The 15,379-nt window shown below is 60.3% G+C and carries 14 protein-coding genes; 5 read left to right on the top strand and 9 right to left on the bottom strand.

Features of this window, described 5'->3' with window-relative positions:
• Window positions 1–223 (top strand): hypothetical protein (locus M6D32_RS26825; RefSeq protein WP_298262074.1); only part of this gene is annotated, 223 nt, incomplete at its 5' end.
• A 29-nt stretch (window positions 224–252) separates the two neighbouring features.
• Here M6D32_RS26825 and M6D32_RS26830 read toward each other — a convergent pair.
• The 5 genes from M6D32_RS26830 to guaA all read right to left on the bottom strand — a co-directional run bounded on the left by M6D32_RS26830 (window position 253) and on the right by guaA (window position 7,042).
• Window positions 253–2,742, bottom strand: a complete 2,490-nt coding sequence (locus tag M6D32_RS26830; RefSeq protein WP_298262076.1) for a DEAD/DEAH box helicase — start codon at window positions 2,740–2,742, stop codon at window positions 253–255.
• Window positions 2,743–3,262: 520 nt separating this feature from the next.
• Window positions 3,263–4,057 carry a hypothetical protein gene (locus tag M6D32_RS26835; protein ID WP_298262078.1) on the bottom strand — a complete coding sequence of 265 codons (795 nt, stop codon included), beginning with the start codon at window positions 4,055–4,057 and terminating at the stop codon, window positions 3,263–3,265.
• A gap of 148 nt (window positions 4,058–4,205) precedes the next feature.
• Window positions 4,206–4,724, bottom strand: coding sequence for a GNAT family N-acetyltransferase (locus M6D32_RS26840; protein WP_298262079.1), 519 nt, complete (start codon window positions 4,722–4,724; stop codon window positions 4,206–4,208).
• Window positions 4,725–4,727: 3 nt separating this feature from the next.
• Window positions 4,728–5,030, bottom strand: a complete 303-nt coding sequence (locus M6D32_RS26845; RefSeq protein WP_298262081.1) for a DUF1778 domain-containing protein — start codon at window positions 5,028–5,030, stop codon at window positions 4,728–4,730.
• 401 nt (window positions 5,031–5,431) lie between these two features.
• Window positions 5,432–7,042 (bottom strand): glutamine-hydrolyzing GMP synthase, encoded by a 1,611-nt coding sequence (gene guaA / locus M6D32_RS26850; protein WP_298262083.1) that lies wholly within the window; start codon window positions 7,040–7,042, stop codon window positions 5,432–5,434.
• Between the two features lie 610 nt (window positions 7,043–7,652).
• On the opposite strand from guaA, the gene M6D32_RS26855 reads away from it, so the two are divergent.
• The gene (locus tag M6D32_RS26855; protein ID WP_298262085.1) at window positions 7,653–7,865 is read left to right on the top strand and encodes a hypothetical protein; all 213 of its coding nucleotides are present in this window, start codon (window positions 7,653–7,655) and stop codon (window positions 7,863–7,865) included.
• Window positions 7,866–7,913: 48 nt separating this feature from the next.
• On the opposite strand, the gene M6D32_RS26860 is transcribed toward M6D32_RS26855, so the two are convergent.
• Both M6D32_RS26860 and M6D32_RS26865 read right to left on the bottom strand, forming a co-directional pair.
• Window positions 7,914–9,212, bottom strand: coding sequence for an RsmB/NOP family class I SAM-dependent RNA methyltransferase (locus M6D32_RS26860; RefSeq protein ID WP_298262087.1), 1,299 nt, complete (start codon window positions 9,210–9,212; stop codon window positions 7,914–7,916).
• Between the two features lie 30 nt (window positions 9,213–9,242).
• On the bottom strand, window positions 9,243–9,665 hold the full coding sequence (locus M6D32_RS26865; protein WP_298262090.1) for an MAPEG family protein: 423 nt from the start codon (window positions 9,663–9,665) through the stop codon (window positions 9,243–9,245).
• A 387-nt stretch (window positions 9,666–10,052) separates the two neighbouring features.
• Here M6D32_RS26865 and M6D32_RS26870 point away from each other — a divergent pair, with 387 nt between their 5' ends.
• Both M6D32_RS26870 and M6D32_RS26875 read left to right on the top strand, forming a co-directional pair.
• Complete coding sequence (locus M6D32_RS26870) at window positions 10,053–10,865, top strand: SDR family NAD(P)-dependent oxidoreductase (protein ID WP_298262092.1); 813 nt, start codon at window positions 10,053–10,055, stop codon at window positions 10,863–10,865.
• A 73-nt stretch (window positions 10,866–10,938) separates the two neighbouring features.
• A complete protein-coding gene (locus M6D32_RS26875) occupies window positions 10,939–11,766 on the top strand; it encodes a metallophosphoesterase (protein WP_298262094.1) in 828 nt (275 codons plus the stop codon).
• A 93-nt stretch (window positions 11,767–11,859) separates the two neighbouring features.
• On the opposite strand, the gene M6D32_RS26880 is transcribed toward M6D32_RS26875, so the two are convergent.
• Window positions 11,860–12,030 carry a hypothetical protein gene (locus M6D32_RS26880; RefSeq protein WP_298262096.1) on the bottom strand — a complete coding sequence of 57 codons (171 nt, stop codon included), beginning with the start codon at window positions 12,028–12,030 and terminating at the stop codon, window positions 11,860–11,862.
• A 60-nt stretch (window positions 12,031–12,090) separates the two neighbouring features.
• On the opposite strand from M6D32_RS26880, the gene M6D32_RS26885 reads away from it, so the two are divergent.
• Window positions 12,091–13,650, top strand: a complete 1,560-nt coding sequence (locus M6D32_RS26885) for an anti-phage dCTP deaminase (protein WP_298262098.1) — start codon at window positions 12,091–12,093, stop codon at window positions 13,648–13,650.
• 73 nt (window positions 13,651–13,723) lie between these two features.
• Here the strand turns inward: M6D32_RS26885 and M6D32_RS26890 are convergent, their stop codons facing one another.
• Window positions 13,724–15,121 (bottom strand): MFS transporter, encoded by a 1,398-nt coding sequence (locus tag M6D32_RS26890; protein ID WP_298262100.1) that lies wholly within the window; start codon window positions 15,119–15,121, stop codon window positions 13,724–13,726.
• Between the last annotated feature and the right edge of the window lie 258 nt (window positions 15,122–15,379).

A 15,379-nucleotide genomic window follows, 5' to 3' on the forward strand; every position in this document is an offset into this window, starting at 1 on the left:
CGCCTGTCAAATCCTCGGGCTTCTCATATCCCGCAAGCAATTGATCCAGAAGTTCTGGCGTCAGTGTCGTCGTCATGTGAGTCTCCATCTGTTGGTAAACTCACAGAAACCTGCTTACACAGAATTACTGACACCCTCCATTTTTGCGAATAACCACGTCGGCTTGGCAAATAAAAAGACCGTCAGCACCTCTGGCCTCGCCGGCCACCGATCCACCAACTGAGGTAATCACTGTCCGACCTCTGCCGCCGGTCAGGCAACCCTACTCCGCAAGCTGTCGGCGAGCGCGGCGAGCACGTTGGCGAGCTGCCTCGCGGCTTCCGGTGCCGGCAGCGGCATCTTCAGGCTTTGCACGCCGGTGGCTGGATCGCGCTCGATCCAGGGATGCGCGTCAGCGTCGCTGGCGGCGGCCAGAGCGGCAACAAACTGCGCGCCGACCTGCGCCAAGGCTTGCCACGGATCGGAAGCGGCATCGCGCGGCGGCGTTTCGGCCCTATCCGCCCGTGCAATCGCCGCCCCGCCGGCACCAACGTGCGTGTCCACCTTGGCGTCTTCCGTGGATTGGGCGGTATCAGCGGTAACGATATTCGTCACCTCTTCGGCCGGGGTTACGGCCTCGCTTTCACCCATGCTCCCGGTGACATTCTCCACATCCTTCATGAAGCGGTTGAGGCGCGAGCCGCCGAGCGAAATCTCGCCGCTGCCACCGTCGAGAATTCCCGCTGACAAAGAGCGTTTGAACGCCAACACCGAAAGCATGCCCTCCTCGATGGTACCCTTTGCCACGAAATTGACGACCTGGACAGGCCGTGCCTGCCCCATGCGATGAATACGCGCGATGCGCTGTTCGAGAATCGCCGGGTTCCACGGCAGGTCCATATTCACCAGCGTCGAGGCATGCTGCAAATTGAGGCCCGTGCTGCCAGCATCGGTGGACAGGAACACGCGGCAGGCGGGATCGTTACGAAACCGCTCGACCAGCGCCGGCCGCTTCTCCGACGGCACGCCGCCATGGAAGCTGACATAGCCCAGCCCGCGCGCCTCGAGGCGGCGGATGACGAGGTCATGAGTCCGCGTCCATTGCGAAAACACCACCGCCTTGGCCTCGGGGTCGGCGAATAATTCGTCGAACAACGCCGCCAATTCGTCGGCCTTGACGCCATGGTCGGTTTCCCGGTCCAGCAGATAGGTGCTGTTGCACGACATGCGCATGTTCTGGAGCGCACAGGTCAGCCGCCGCTGATCCTTGTCCGACAGGAACCTGGTCTTGCGCCAACGCTGAACGATCTGCGCCACCACATCTGCGTTTTCCTGGTGATAAAGCATCTGCATCTCGGTCATCGGCACCAGCAAGTTCTGGTCCGTCCGGCTGGGCAGCTGCCGCAGCACCTCGGACTTGCGGCGACGGATCATGATCGGCGCCAGCGTTTGGCCGATCTTCTCCAGCCTTGTATAGCCGGTAACGCGCCCGCCTTCGTCCTTGACCTGATGCTCGTGCAGCAGCTTCCAGGTCGGCCCGAGCCGATGCTGATCGACGAACTGGACGATGGAAATCAGTTCTTCCAGCTTGTTTTCCAAAGGCGTCCCGGTCAGCACGATCGCATAGGAACTGTCGATGCGTTTCAGGGCGCGCGCCGCGATAGTATTCCAGTTTTTGACCCGCTGTGCCTCGTCGACGATGACCAGGTCGGGAGCCCAGGCGGCGATCAGGTCGAGATCGGGTTTGAGTTTCTCGTAGTTCGTGATCTTGCAGAAATCCTCCAGGGCGTACTCCTTCTGCCGCTGCGCCCGGCCGCCGCCGATGACGCGCGCCGCATTCTCTCCATCTCGTCCCGCAAATCGCGCGATCTCGCTTTGCCACTGGTACTTGAGCGAGGTCGGGCAGATCACCAGCACTTTCGAGACGCCGAAATGTCGCGCCAAAATTTCCGTTGCAGCGATCGCCTGGATGGTCTTGCCCAATCCCATATCGTCGCCGATCAGCGCGCGGCCGGCCCGCATGGCAAAGAGCGCGCCCTCGGCCTGGTAGGGATAGAGAGGCACTTTCAAAAGCGTCTGCAGCCCGGGATCGGCGGCACCTTGCGGGAAAAGCTGCTCGAGCTTCGAGGCCCGCCGTTCCGCATCGCGTTTTCCGGCAATGAAATCGAGTGCATCGTCATAGGCACGGAACTCGTGACCGGACTTCGACGCCATGGCCATGAAACGCTCGAGTTGGCCAAAGCGGTCGTCCGGAAGCATACCGTCCCGGTCGAGGTCGAACAGCGCCGCGGCGGCCTCCTTGACTGCCAGCGGGCAATCCGTTCCTGCACGAAAATGGATGCGGCGTTGTCCCTCGTTGCGCAAGTACAACTCGGAAAATGCAGGTTGATAGCCCCGCGCGAATGCCGTTTTGGCACCGCGCTTCTTCTCCAGTTGGGCGAGCGCGAACTCGATGTGCTTACAGGTGCTCAGTTCACTCGTAGAGTAGTCCGGGCATGAGCAGAAATTGCCGCCGGGCCCTTTGCTCCGGATCGCCACGCGATAGCTCGATTTCGAGGCCGGATTGCTGACCCGAAACTCCGAGAAAAACGGCTCGCTCGACAAATTCTCAAGCCCGAAGGGCTGTTCGCGGCCGAACTGGCGGCGCAAGCCTCTCTGCCATTCCACGGGCGATAGATCGGCAGGCGCGTGGGTGCGCGAGAGCTTGGGTTCCTTGTTCGGCTTGGTCGCCGATTTCAGGCTTCGGTGCTTGGATGTTTTCATCGAGACATATTCCGTTCAGCATCGCTTTCTTGCGAGATATCGATCCGTCGCACATGCCAGGTTGCGGGCTCTGAAATCGACTCGCCTCTCCGGCATTGCGGAATTTGAATTTTACCAGATGAGCTTTAGCCTTATCGTACTCAGCGAGTATCTGGACCCGCCCATCCCTATCAAGCTACTCCCACTCGATTGTTCTGAACGATCGTAACGTATTGAATTCCATGCGCAAATTTTTCAGCACACGACAAAGAACCGTCTCTCCGATCCGTCAGAAATTTGCGCTCTTGATTTCAAACAGGAATTTCGATGATCCACGATTTGCTTGGTTTCAGCGACTATCAACATTGATCGGTCGATTTCTTCCAGGTCATTTGGCCGAGCGCGGCCGAGGGGCACGAGGGAAAAAGACCGTCAGCTCCTGTAGCACGGTTGTGATGTCCCTGCCACGCTAGGCCCGGTCTGATGGATCGCTCTTCCGCCCCTAAACCAAGCACACGCTCCACGCTGGCGCCATCGTCCCTCAGAACAGCATGAAATCGGCGTCCTCTCCAACGTCTTGCTGGCTCTCAACCGTCCGCACGAATGCGTCCGCGATCTTCTTCTTCCTTTCCTCACTCCACTGGTCGAAGTGTCGAGGCGAAATGAGGACGTTCGATATCCGGCTCAACACGAGCTTCGACAGCTCGTATCTCTGCGTGTCTCCGGTCGAGCCCAGGATGCGATCCAAAGCGGCGCGAATACTTCCTTGGTCCTTCTTCGCATAGGAGAATGCCGCAACGGTCCTTGTCTCGCTGACCGGCAGGATATTGATCGCGACGCCGACCAGTTCCTCATTGATCGGTACATCCTTGACCGTGATGAACGACGAGGCCGCAAGGCATGGCGCCTGGTCGTTCAGGTCAAGGACTTCGTGCTCGACGCCCTCGAAGGACCGGCGCAGCAGCGGCTCGTCGTAGTAGCTATGGCGATACCGCCATGTCGCCCACGACAAGAGCATTTGCTCCACGGCCTTCTGCCCCGCCGGACTGGAAGAATCCGGAGAGTCGGCCCCGCGCTCGACCCTCGCAGTGTAGAGGCTTTGCAACTGCACGACCCCGGTCATGATCGCGTGCAACTCACAGGTGATCCCTCGGTAAGCCAGCAGGAAGAGCTGCTCGCGATCAGCGGCATCGAGCGCTTTGGTGTCGAGCGGCCGGAAGAGCTCCGTGTCGTGCTGATTGCAGAACCCCGCGAATGTCGATGCATCGTTCCGCCCAATCCGTCTGAGCGCGACGTCGGGTCCAGCCTGCGAGAATCGCGGCTGCCAGGCGAGCACATGATTGTCCTGTTCAAGCAGCGCAATCGTCTGACGGTTCTGGATCGAATGCGCGCGGATTGCCGGCTGATCGCATTGCATCGTGGGTTCGAGACACCGACCGAACCCGATCCTCCTGGTTCGAAAAACCTCAGCCATGTCTTCGGGCTTAGGGTCCATCGAACAGTCGCCGGATATCCGCCATCGGCCGGAACAACTTGAGCGGTTGCTCCGGAAGAGGCAAGAAGCTCTCGCGTTCATAGAACCGGCGCGCTGCCTCATCCTTCGCATCGACGATAATGGCGAACGATGCGATCTCGCTGCGGACGGCGCGAAACAGAGCGTTGGCAAGCAGAAAGCGGCCGTAGCCTCGTCCTTGATAGTTTTGGTCGACAGCAAGACGGCCTAAGAGCGTCGCCGGAACGAGCGGATACCTGGGAAGTTTACGCGTGATATCGGCCGGAAACTCTGTAAGTTTTACGCCCGTCGCTGAAAGCGTGTAGTAGCCGCCGATGGCGCCGTCCGGCAGCACAAGCACGAATGGTGCCGCCATGTTCTTGCGGGCGTCCTGTCCAGCCTGGCTTCGGAAATATCGATCGAGCGCTTCGACGCCGCTGGCGAACGAGCTGCGATCATGGTGTGGACCGAGGGCCTCGACCCGAAGCGATCCCTCAGGAGCGCCTGGCACCGGCTACACGCCGGTGGCTTCGCGATACCGGCGCACCGTGTCGCGCAGGCGGTCGTTGACGGGCCTCGGATTCAGCAGTGCATCGACAAACGCCTGACTGTCGCGCACCGACAGTTCGATCTGCTGGTGTTCCTCAATCGCCCGCCGTGCAGCATCCTGGACGCTGGTCAGCACGAAGTCTGTGACCGTTCGTCCCTGGAGGGCGGCGGCATGTTCGATAAGCGTCTTTTGCTCCGCCGTCACCCGCGTCTCAAGACGCTGCGCACGGGTGCGGCCGCGGGCCGATTTCGAGGCTACATTTGCCATGGCAGTTCTCCCGCCCCCAATGTACGGCCAATACCCGGCCATTTCAAGACCCAGCACGGCTCACCGGTTCTGTCGCGAAAAATGCGCCGAACAGGCTAAAAATTACCCCTTACGGCGCGTTTTCTCGAACAGAGTCGGTCCCGGAAAAGACCGTCAGCCCTATGCGCTCTATCTGACGGTCTTTTGGTTTCGGTCGGCGTGCATTTCAAAAAAGACCGTCAGAAATACCGTCAACCTATCCGGCCATAGAGTTGAATAACTGCTCGGCGCTTTACTAATTCTCTTTATAGTTCAATAAGTTATGATATGCGACGGCGAGACCAACGATCTTTTTTCGATCATCCCATGAGCCGCATAACTTATTGAATTATATAGATAGTTTTTCAGAAGCCGCCTCCCCCTCACTCCCACTCGATGGTCCCCGGCGGCTTTGACGTCACGTCGTAGACCACGCGGTTAACGCCCTTGACCTCGTTGATGATGCGGGTGGCGGTTTCGCCCAAAAATTTCATGTCGAACTGGTAGAAGTCCGCCGTCATGCCGTCGGTCGAGGTCACCGCGCGCAGGCCCACGACATATTCATACGTGCGTCCGTCGCCCATGACGCCGACGGTCTTCACCGGCAGCAGCACGGCGAAGGCCTGCCATATCTGATCGTAGAGGCCAGCTTTGCGGATCTGGTCGATATAGACCGAATCCGCGTTGCGCAGGATGTCGAGCTTTTCGCGCGTGATGTCGCCGGGGCAACGGATCGCAAGCCCCGGTCCGGGGAACGGATGCCGGCCGACGAAAATATCGGGCAGGCCGAGCTCGCGGCCGAGCGCGCGCACCTCGTCCTTGAACAGTTCGCGCAACGGCTCGACCAGCTTCATGTTCATGCGATCAGGCAAGCCACCGACATTGTGGTGGCTCTTGATCGTCACCGACGGGCCGCCGGTGAACGAGACGCTCTCGATCACATCGGGATAGAGCGTGCCCTGCGCCAGGAATTGCGCCGGTCCTTCGCCTTGACTTGCAATCTTCTTAGCTTCCGCCTCGAACACGTCGATGAAGAGCCTGCCGATGGTCTTGCGCTTCACTTCCGGGTCGGTGACGCCTGCGAGCTCGCCGAGAAATTGCTTCGACGCGTCCACGTGAACGAGCGGGATGTTGTAGTGATGGCGGAACAGGTCGACGACGGTCTCGGCTTCCTTGAGCCGCAGCAGCCCGTGGTCGACGAACACGCAAGTGAGCTGGTCGCCGATCGCTTCATGGATCAGCACGGCGGCGACGGCGGAATCCACGCCGCCTGACAGGCCGCAGATCACCTTTCCCTGGCCTACCTGCGCACGGATCTTCTCGATCGCCTCCTCGCGGAAGGCGCGCATGGTCCAGTCGCCGGTGAGGCCTGCGACCTTGCGGACGAAGTTGCGCAGCAGTTTCGCGCCGTCGGGCGTATGCACCACCTCGGGGTGGAACATCAGCCCGTAATATTTTCGCTTCTCGTCCTGGATCACCGCGAACGGCGCGTTCGGCGAGACGCCGGCGACCGTGAAGCCCGGCGGCATCCTGGTGATGCGGTCGCCATGGCTCATCCACACCTGGTGTTTCTCGCCGGTGCCCCAGGCGCCGTCGAACAATTGGCTTGACGTCTTCACCTCGACATCGGCGCGGCCGAATTCTCTGGCATGTCCGCCCTCGACCTCGCCGCCGAGCTGATGCGCCATGGTCATCTGGCCATAGCAGATGCCGAGCACGGGAACGCCGGAATCGAAGATCGCCTGCGGCGCGCGGGGCGAGCCTTTCTCATGGACAGACTCCGGGCCGCCGGAGAGGATCACCGCTTTCGGCTTCATCTCGCGGAAGGCGGCCTCCGCCTTCTGGAACGGGACGATTTCGGAATAGACGCCCTCCTCACGAACGCGGCGGGCGATCAGCTGCGTCACCTGACTGCCGAAGTCGACAATCAGAATCTTTTCATGCGCCGCTGCCACGTTGGCGAGCTGCTCGCGGGTCTTGGGTGCGGAGGTCATCCGAAGCAATTACGCGACGGAAGCCGGCCCCGCAACCCTGCAGGAGCGCCTGTCCCCACAGTCGCATGTCCCGGACGCGGTGCAGCGCCTTTGGCGCTGCTCCGCAGAGCCGGGACCCACATAGCGGTTTGATGGACCCCGGATCAGCAGCGCACCGCCATAGCGCGTCTAAGACGCGCGTAAACGCGCTTATGGTGCTGCGCCGCGTCCGGGGAACGCGGCACCCGCGCCCCGACTGCCCGCCATGGACAAATCCATATAGGTCAATAATACTGACATAAATAACAATGGAAGAAACCATGGCAAGGCAACATGCGACTGCCCCCCGCGGAAGTTCTTGTCCCGGACGCGGTGCAGCGCCTTTGGCGCTGCTCCGCTGAGCCGGGATCCATCGCGCAAGCTGGCAGGTTATCGACCCCGGATCAGCAGCGCATCACGCCGCGACTGCGGCGCACTGCGCTGCGTCCGGGGAACGCCGGTGCTCCATCATTCCGGGGCGATGCGGAGCATCGGGGAATGACGACAAAAGCCCGCGCGACCGCAAAGCCGCCAATGCGCGTCACAGTTTTGCCGCGACTCGCCGCGAGCCTCCCACGTGGGGAGAAGCGTCATGCGCGCGCCGGTCTATGACGTCTATCAGATGAAGGTGCGGCATTTGCCGGATGGTGTGAAGTCAGCCTGGCTTCGTACACTGCCCGGTGAAAGGCCCGATCTCGATCGATGGAATTTCTTTGGACGAGAACGCTACCCCAGCAAGCTGACGGTCAGGCAGATGAATGCGCACGGCGTCTGCTACAGCGAAACCTCGGTGATTGCGGGATAACCCCCCCCTGCGCAAGCGCTCTGCATTGGTCGCAGGCAATGACGACGACTATCCCTTCCGCAACACCGACACGAAGAACCCATCCGTTCCAGTCCGACGCGGCGTCATCAGAAGTCCTTCGGCGGACAGCCGCGTGGCGGCGGCGAAGTCCTCGGCCTTGTCCCACAGCGCGGTCACCGTTTCCGCAGGCGGAACAACCGCAAAATCCGGATGGCGCGCGAGAAACGCGCGAACGTGGCCGTTATTTTCGACCGGAAGCACCGAGCAGGTCACGTAGGCGATGCGGCCGCCCGGCTTGACCAGATGGGCCGCGCGATCAAGCACTTCAGTCTGGGCTTTCAAGCGAACCTCAAGAGCGCCCGGCCGCATCCGCCATTTGGCGTCGGGATTGCGCCGCCAGGTGCCGGTTCCCGTGCAGGGCGCATCGATCATCACGAGATCAGCTGTGCTGCGGATATCGGACAGCGCATCGCCTTCACCTTTGGGGGTGCGCACCTCGCAGTTGTGAACGCCGGCGCGCGACAGCCGCTCGTGGATCGGCGCGAGCTGGCGCTTGTCGCTGTCGGTCGCAATCAGCCGGCCCTTGCCCTGCATCTGAGCCGCGAGCGCGAGCGTCTTGCCGCCGGCGCCGGCACAGAGATCGATCACCTGCTCGCCGGGTTTAGCCGCTGACAACAAAGCCGCGAGCTGCGAGCCTTCATCCTGCACCTCGATCAGCCCCTTGATGAAGGCTTCCTCGGCATGAATGCCAGGATTGCGGGCGTCGGCCGAGATTTCAATGCGAAGCCCGTTCGGCGACCATTTCGTCGGCGTGGTGCCAAGATGCGCGGTCGAACTCTGCACCTTCTCGCGCTTGGCTTTCAGCGTGTTGACGCGCAGGTCGAGCGGCGCGCGGCTCGCCATCGCTTCCGCCTCCGCCGCGCGGTCCGCGCCAAACACTTCGGCAAGATGCGAATCGAGCCATTCCGGGTAATCGCCGGCGATATGGGCGGGCGCCTTATCAAGCGAATTTTGCGACAGCGCCGAGCGTTCGGCTTCGCTCAGCGGTTGTGGCGCAAAGCGGGCCCCGTCGCAGAGCGCCGAGATCGCTTCTGTCGCAAGACCGCGCTCGAGCTTCAACATACCCAGCAGACGCGCCCGTGCGGTATCCTCGCCCATGATCCAGGCGCTGGAGGCGCGCCGCCGCAGCACGTCCCAGACGAGGCCCGAGATCGCCGCGCGATCGCCCGAGCCGGCAAAGCGGTGCGCCGTGCCCCACTCCTTCAGCGCCTGGGCCGCGGGAACACGTTGGTTGTCGATGGTTTCGATGAGTTCGATGGCGGCCGAAAGCCGCGCTGCCGGGGTCATGCAAATCTTTCATTTGGGGTCACAAACGCTTCAAATAAGAAGCAGAATCTTCAGCGCGAAATAGACCCACATGGCCAGCAGCACAAGTACGCCGGCAAGCCACGCCGACGAGCGCCGGCCGAGGTCGTTGGAACTGACGAAGACGCCGGCGTGGATCAGCCGGGTGACCACGAACACCCAGGACAGGATCACGACCACGAGATCGGCGTGGCGGATCGGTAATGCGATCGCGATCAAAACGTAAAACAGAACAGGCAGTTCGAACTGGTTCCGGTAGCAATTGCCGATCTGGGTGGCGCGGACCGGCCAGTTCGGCTCGCCAAGCGCGATATCCCGGATCTTGGTCTCGCGGCTCACCAGCGCCGAACGGCGGGCGAAAACCATGCTGAGCAGAAGCGCGAAAGTAAGTCCGACCTGGACAAAGACCGGCAGCAAAACGCTCGCGATCGTCATGTTAGCCCCTCTCGCTGTCCCCATTTCAAGTTCCTCCCCGCTATAGCGGCGCGCCGCCTAGTGGTCCGATTCTAACATTCGCATCCCTTTTCAGCGGGCACTGTTTGCGAATGTTAGAATCATAGGACCACTAGCAAATATAGGTTTCTAGTGGAGTTTTGGATTTGACATTCGCTGAAATGAGTCCGTAGCCAGGGGGAGCGAATGTCAAATCCACTAGCCTGACAATGAATTGGCGGCGCCTCGTGCGCTGGCGCTGAACGGGACCAGATCGCGCGTCCTGCGCCGGGGACGCATCAGGTTTGAATTAGCCCCCCGACCACACTTTCGGTAAGCTCGCGGCAATAACGAGATGCTCAGGCATCCATTTTGCGGGAGTGAAACGACATGCGGCTGAAAGATCGTATCGCCATTGTGGTCGGGGCCGGCCAGAGTCCCGGCGAAGGCATGGGCAACGGCCGCGCCACCGCGATCACCTTCGCGCGCGAAGGCGCTTGCGTGCTGTGCGTCGACCGCAACCTGGCGTCGGCGCAGGAAACCGCCGCAATGATCGAGGCCGAGAGCCGTAAAACGGGTGGCAAGGCGCTCGCCTTCGAGGCCGACGTCACCAAAGAGCGCGACATCACGGCGATGGTCGAGGAAGCGCCGAGACGCTGGGGCCGCCTCGACATTCTCCATAATAATGTCGGCGTCAGTCTCGCCGGCGGCGATGCCGAGCTTTTGGCCATCACCGAGCAGGCGATCGACAATTGCGTCGCGATCAACCTGAAGAGCTGCATTCTGGCCGCAAAATACGCCATCCCGATCATGCGCCAGCAAAGGAGCGGCGCGATCGTCAACATCTCCTCGATGGCGGCGATCACGGTCTATCCCTATGTCGCCTACAAGGCGACCAAGGCGGCGATGATCGCCTTCACCGAGCAACTCGCCTATCAGAACGCCGAATACGGCATCCGCGCCAATGTGATCCTGCCGGGGCTGATGGATACGCCGATGGCGGTCGATACCCGAGCGAAAGCCTTCAAGAAAACGCGCGCCGAAGTCGCCACTGAGCGCGACTCCAAGGTGCCGCTGCGCCGGAAGATGGGCACCGCCTGGGACGTCGCCAATGCGGCGCTGTTTCTGGCCTCCGATGAGGCCGCCTTCATCACCGGCGTGACGCTGCCGGTCGACGGCGGCGCCAGCGTGCGGCGGGGGTAAATCGGTCACAGTCAAGGTGTAGCTTCGGGCGGGAAGCGCGGTTCAAGCGCGTGTGGCGCATGGGATGATAGCGATGGCCGAATTCCGTCTGACCCAGATTTCAGATACGCACCTGTCGCGCAATTTCACTGTTCTGACCGACAATTTCCACCGCATCAGTACTCATATCGACGCCGTCAGGCCCGATCTCGTCATTAATACCGGTGACGTGTCCTGGGACGGGCCGTCCAGCCGCGCCGATATGGAATTTGCCAAAGGGCTGCACGCCGCGTTGCCGGTCGATTGCCGCTATCTGCCAGGCAATCACGACATCGGCGACAACCCGACGGCGGTTGGCATCGCGCCGTCCTGCCCCGCGACGGAAGAGCTTCGCGACGCCTTTATTTCGATTTTCGGAGAAGACCGCTGGCAATTCGAGGCCGCGGACTGGCGCTTTATCGGGCTGAACTCGCTGATCATGAATACGGGAATTCCGAGTGAAGGGGAACAGGAAGAATGGCTGACCTCGCAGCTTGAGGGTGCCAACGGAAAACCGATCGCGCTGTTCCTGCACAAGCCGCTATTTCTCGATACGCCGGAGGATCTGGAGGAAGCTTCTACCGCGATCCGCTTCGTGCCGCAGCCCAACCGCGCGCGATTGGTTGCGTTGCTCGGCGCCTGCAATGTGCGGCTGGTCGCCAGCGGTCATGTGCATCAGCGCCGTGACTTCACTTATGGGCGCACCCGGCACGTCTGGGCGCCGTCGGCCGGCTTCATTATTCCAGACCGGATGCAGGAAGTAATCGGCATCAAGGAGACAGGGCTGGTCGAATATCGCTTTCGTCCCGACAGCTTCGAGGTCCGGCACGTGCGTGCATCCGGTCAGGTCGATGTCAGCCTGAACGAACTCATCGGCAAATGATCGCGGCTTGGCAACCGGCAGGTCGCGCAGCTCTCGTCCGCCAGCCCTAATCTGAAGTCTCACGGTGCCGGGATAGTTTTCAATTGACGGAACTTAGCTACTTTCGGTAGCTTTTTTCTGCTTGTCATCACCCTGCGTGTCGGGGCTATTTGCGGATGGGGTTTTCGTTGATTGATTTTTTGATGAGTTCCAGCTGCTCGTTTGGTTGGTTGCCTTTTGGACGTCACGGACGAGCCAGCCTGGTTCAAGCTTCACATCGGACATCGCGCCCTCCAGTTCCTTTGTTGATCTTCGACGACTATCAAGTCCTAAGGTAAACGCATGATGAGTGAAAAAGAAAGCTCATCGAAGCGATCCGATAGTGGGCTTCCCTTTCATGATTATCCCGAACTCATATTCGGTCTAGTCGGGCCCATCGGCGTCGACCTTGAGTCTGTAACCGAGGCACTGACAGCCGCGCTAGCGGGGTTCGACTACAGCACACAATTTTTTCGTATCACTGAGCTGATGCGAGAGGTCAAGATCGGCCTACCGCTAGACGGCACAGGATATATTGAGTCGTTTAAACAGAGGATAGCCTACGCCAATAAAGTTAGAGAACAGCTACGTCGAAACGACGGCCTTGCGATCTTGGCAATAAGCGCAATTAGGCAATATCGAGCAACGATCGGAGGAGACGTAGAAGAACCAAGGTCAAGACAAGCTTACATAATTCGACAGTTTAAACGACCCGAGGAAATTCAACTCCTTAGAGCAGTGTACGGTCGCCAGTTCATTCAGATTTCGGCCTATGCCCCGCAAAAATGCCGGATTCGACGCATCGCGATAAAAGAAACTCAATCAAAGAGACGTCTCGGAACAGATACTGAGGCAGAGAACGCCGCTAATTCTTTGATTAGGCAAGACGAACTAGAAAGCGACAAAGGACATGGGCAGAATGTTCAAGACGCATTCCCACTAGCCGATTTATTTGTCGAGGCTCCGGACAAGAAATCAAGCAAAGCGACTATCACGCGATTCATCGATGCGCTTTTCGGAGATAACGAAGCTTCTCCCACCCATGACGAATACGGCATGTACCTTGCCAAGTCGGCTTCGCTTCGATCTTCAGCACTGACGCGGCAGGTAGGAGCTGCGATCTTTCGAGAGTCGGGTGAAGTCATCTCCCTAGGATGCAACGAAGTACCTAAAGCGGGCGGCGGCACATACTGGAGTGGCGACCCTACCGACCAACGCGATTTCGTCACCGGTCGGGATCCTAACGATGAGAAGAAGCGTGAATTAGTCGCTGATTTTGTCGATCGACTAATTAAGGGAAATCATCTTTCGAAGGAAACGCGCGGCAACAAGGACTCTGTGGCTATTGCCGATGAGCTTCTTTCAGACGACTCTGCCCACGGAATCAAAGAGTCCAAAGTTATGGATGTAATTGAATTTGGTCGCGACATTCATGCTGAGATGTCGGCAATCACGGATGCCGCGCGAAACGGAATACCAACTAAGGGCGGCACGCTCTACTGCACAACATTTCCCTGCCATCTATGTGCTAAGCATATAGTTGCTGCGGGGATTAAGCGAGTAGTATCGATAGAACCCTATCCAAAAAGCTACGCTGAAGAGTTGCATTCGGACTCCATAGCGATTGATGGAGACGGGATAGTTTCGCAAGTTAATTTTCAGCGTTTTCTGGGAATCTCACCTTTTAGATACCGAGAGCTGTTTGAAAAGGGAAAACGCAAGTACTCGACCGGAGCGGCTAAGCGCTGGAAGAATGAGCGCAAGACACCAATGATAGACGTGATCTTTCCGTCATACTTCAAAGCAGAGGCTTATGTGGTGGGCTTACTGGATGAGAGATTGAAGGTAATCAACAAACAGACCTGACGACGACTAAACTCGACTTCGGTCGGATTGACGATCCAAGTAACTTCGCGTTTGATCAATATCAGCCGGGTGATCAGGACTTGGGCGTCTGAACCGTCAGCCGCAGAAAGCTCATCACGCTGCCGACCGCGGCGAATCCCGCCCCCAGCGCAAGCGCCATCGTCGCGCCGTTGTGGCCGGCCAGCGTAAAACATAGGGCCGCAAGCGCGGCTCCCGTGGTCTGTCCGGTGAGGCGCGCGGTCGCCACAATGCCGCTGGCGCCGCCGCTGCGCCCCGAGGGCGCGCTCGACATGATCGCGCGCAGGTTCGGGGTCTGGAAGAAGCCGAAGCCGAGCCCGCAAATCGCCATCCGCCAGACGATGTTGAGAATGCTGGGCGAAGCCGGCAGCGTCGCCAGCAGCGCCATCCCGATGCCGAGAATGACGAGGCCAATACCACCCAAAAGACCTGCCGGATGACGATCGCTCAACCGACCACCGATCGGCGCCATGATCGCGACCACCAGCGGCCATGGCGTCATGAAGAAGCCGGTCTCGACCTGCGTCCGGTGCAGGATGTCCTCGAAGTAGAACGGCAGCGAGACGAAGCCGATCCCCTGCACCGCAAACGAACAGACCGCCGTGGCGGCGGAAAGCGCAAACATCGGCCGGCGAAACAGATCGATCGGCAGCATCGGCGCCGGGTGATCGGCCTGGCGGCGGATCAGAACGAGCCCGAGCGCAATTCCGACCACGAGTTCGGCCGCGACCGCGCCCGTCGTCGCCCGATGCGCGGCGCTGCCGACACCGAGAATGACAAGGCCGAGGCACATGGCGGCCAAGGCCGCGCCGAGAAAATCGAAGCCGTGTTCGGCGCGCGGCGTCCGCGGCAGCGTCCGTATGCCGATCGCGATCGCCACGAGGCCAAACGGAATGTTGACCGCGAACAGCCACGGCCAGGTGCCAAATGCGAGAATGCCGGACGCGATCGTCGGCCCGAAGGTAAACGCAGTGCCCACCACCAGCGCGTTATAGCCGTATCCGCGGCCGATCATCCGGCTTGGATAGACAAACCGAATGAGCGCCGAATTCACGCTCATCAGACCGCTGGCGCCGAGGCCTTGCAGCACGCGCGCGATTAACAGGCTCGGCAGCGACCAGGCGCACGCGCATCCGAGCGAGGCGATCGTGAACAAGAGAAGCCCGCCGAGATAGATCCGCTTATAACCGACGATTTCGCCCAGCGCGCCTAGCGGTAGCAGCGTTGCCACCAGCGCAATCTGGTAGACATTGACCACCCAGACGACGTCCGCCGGGCTGACGTTCAGATCGGTGGCAATCGACGGCAAAGCGATGTTGGCGATCGCGGTATCGAGCGAAGCCATCGCTACCGCTGCCGAGATCGCGACCACCGCCCAGATCCGGCGTTCGGTCGGCAGGCCGTCGCCGATCGGCGGCGATGCCGGCGTTCCGGCCTTTACCCGCTGCAACATCCGCGACGCCTCTCACGCGGCGCTGCGCCGCGCGCTGGATGTACTATGGAAGACAAATCAGCCCCATAGGCGGCGCTGCATGATGCGTATGCGGGGAGTCCTTGTCGTCCCCGCGGGACGCGGGGACCCATATGTGGACGGCCCCCGTGGCACAAGAGCTTTCTGAGTAGATCGGATCGCTGCATCCATATGTCCGGCCTGTTGATGCGACACGCAATGGTCGCTGGCCAAGATGGGTTGCGCGACGCGAGCTCCAAA

The organism is Bradyrhizobium sp. (genome assembly GCF_027307225.1).
Taxonomy (GTDB): Bacteria; Pseudomonadota; Alphaproteobacteria; order Rhizobiales; family Xanthobacteraceae; genus Bradyrhizobium.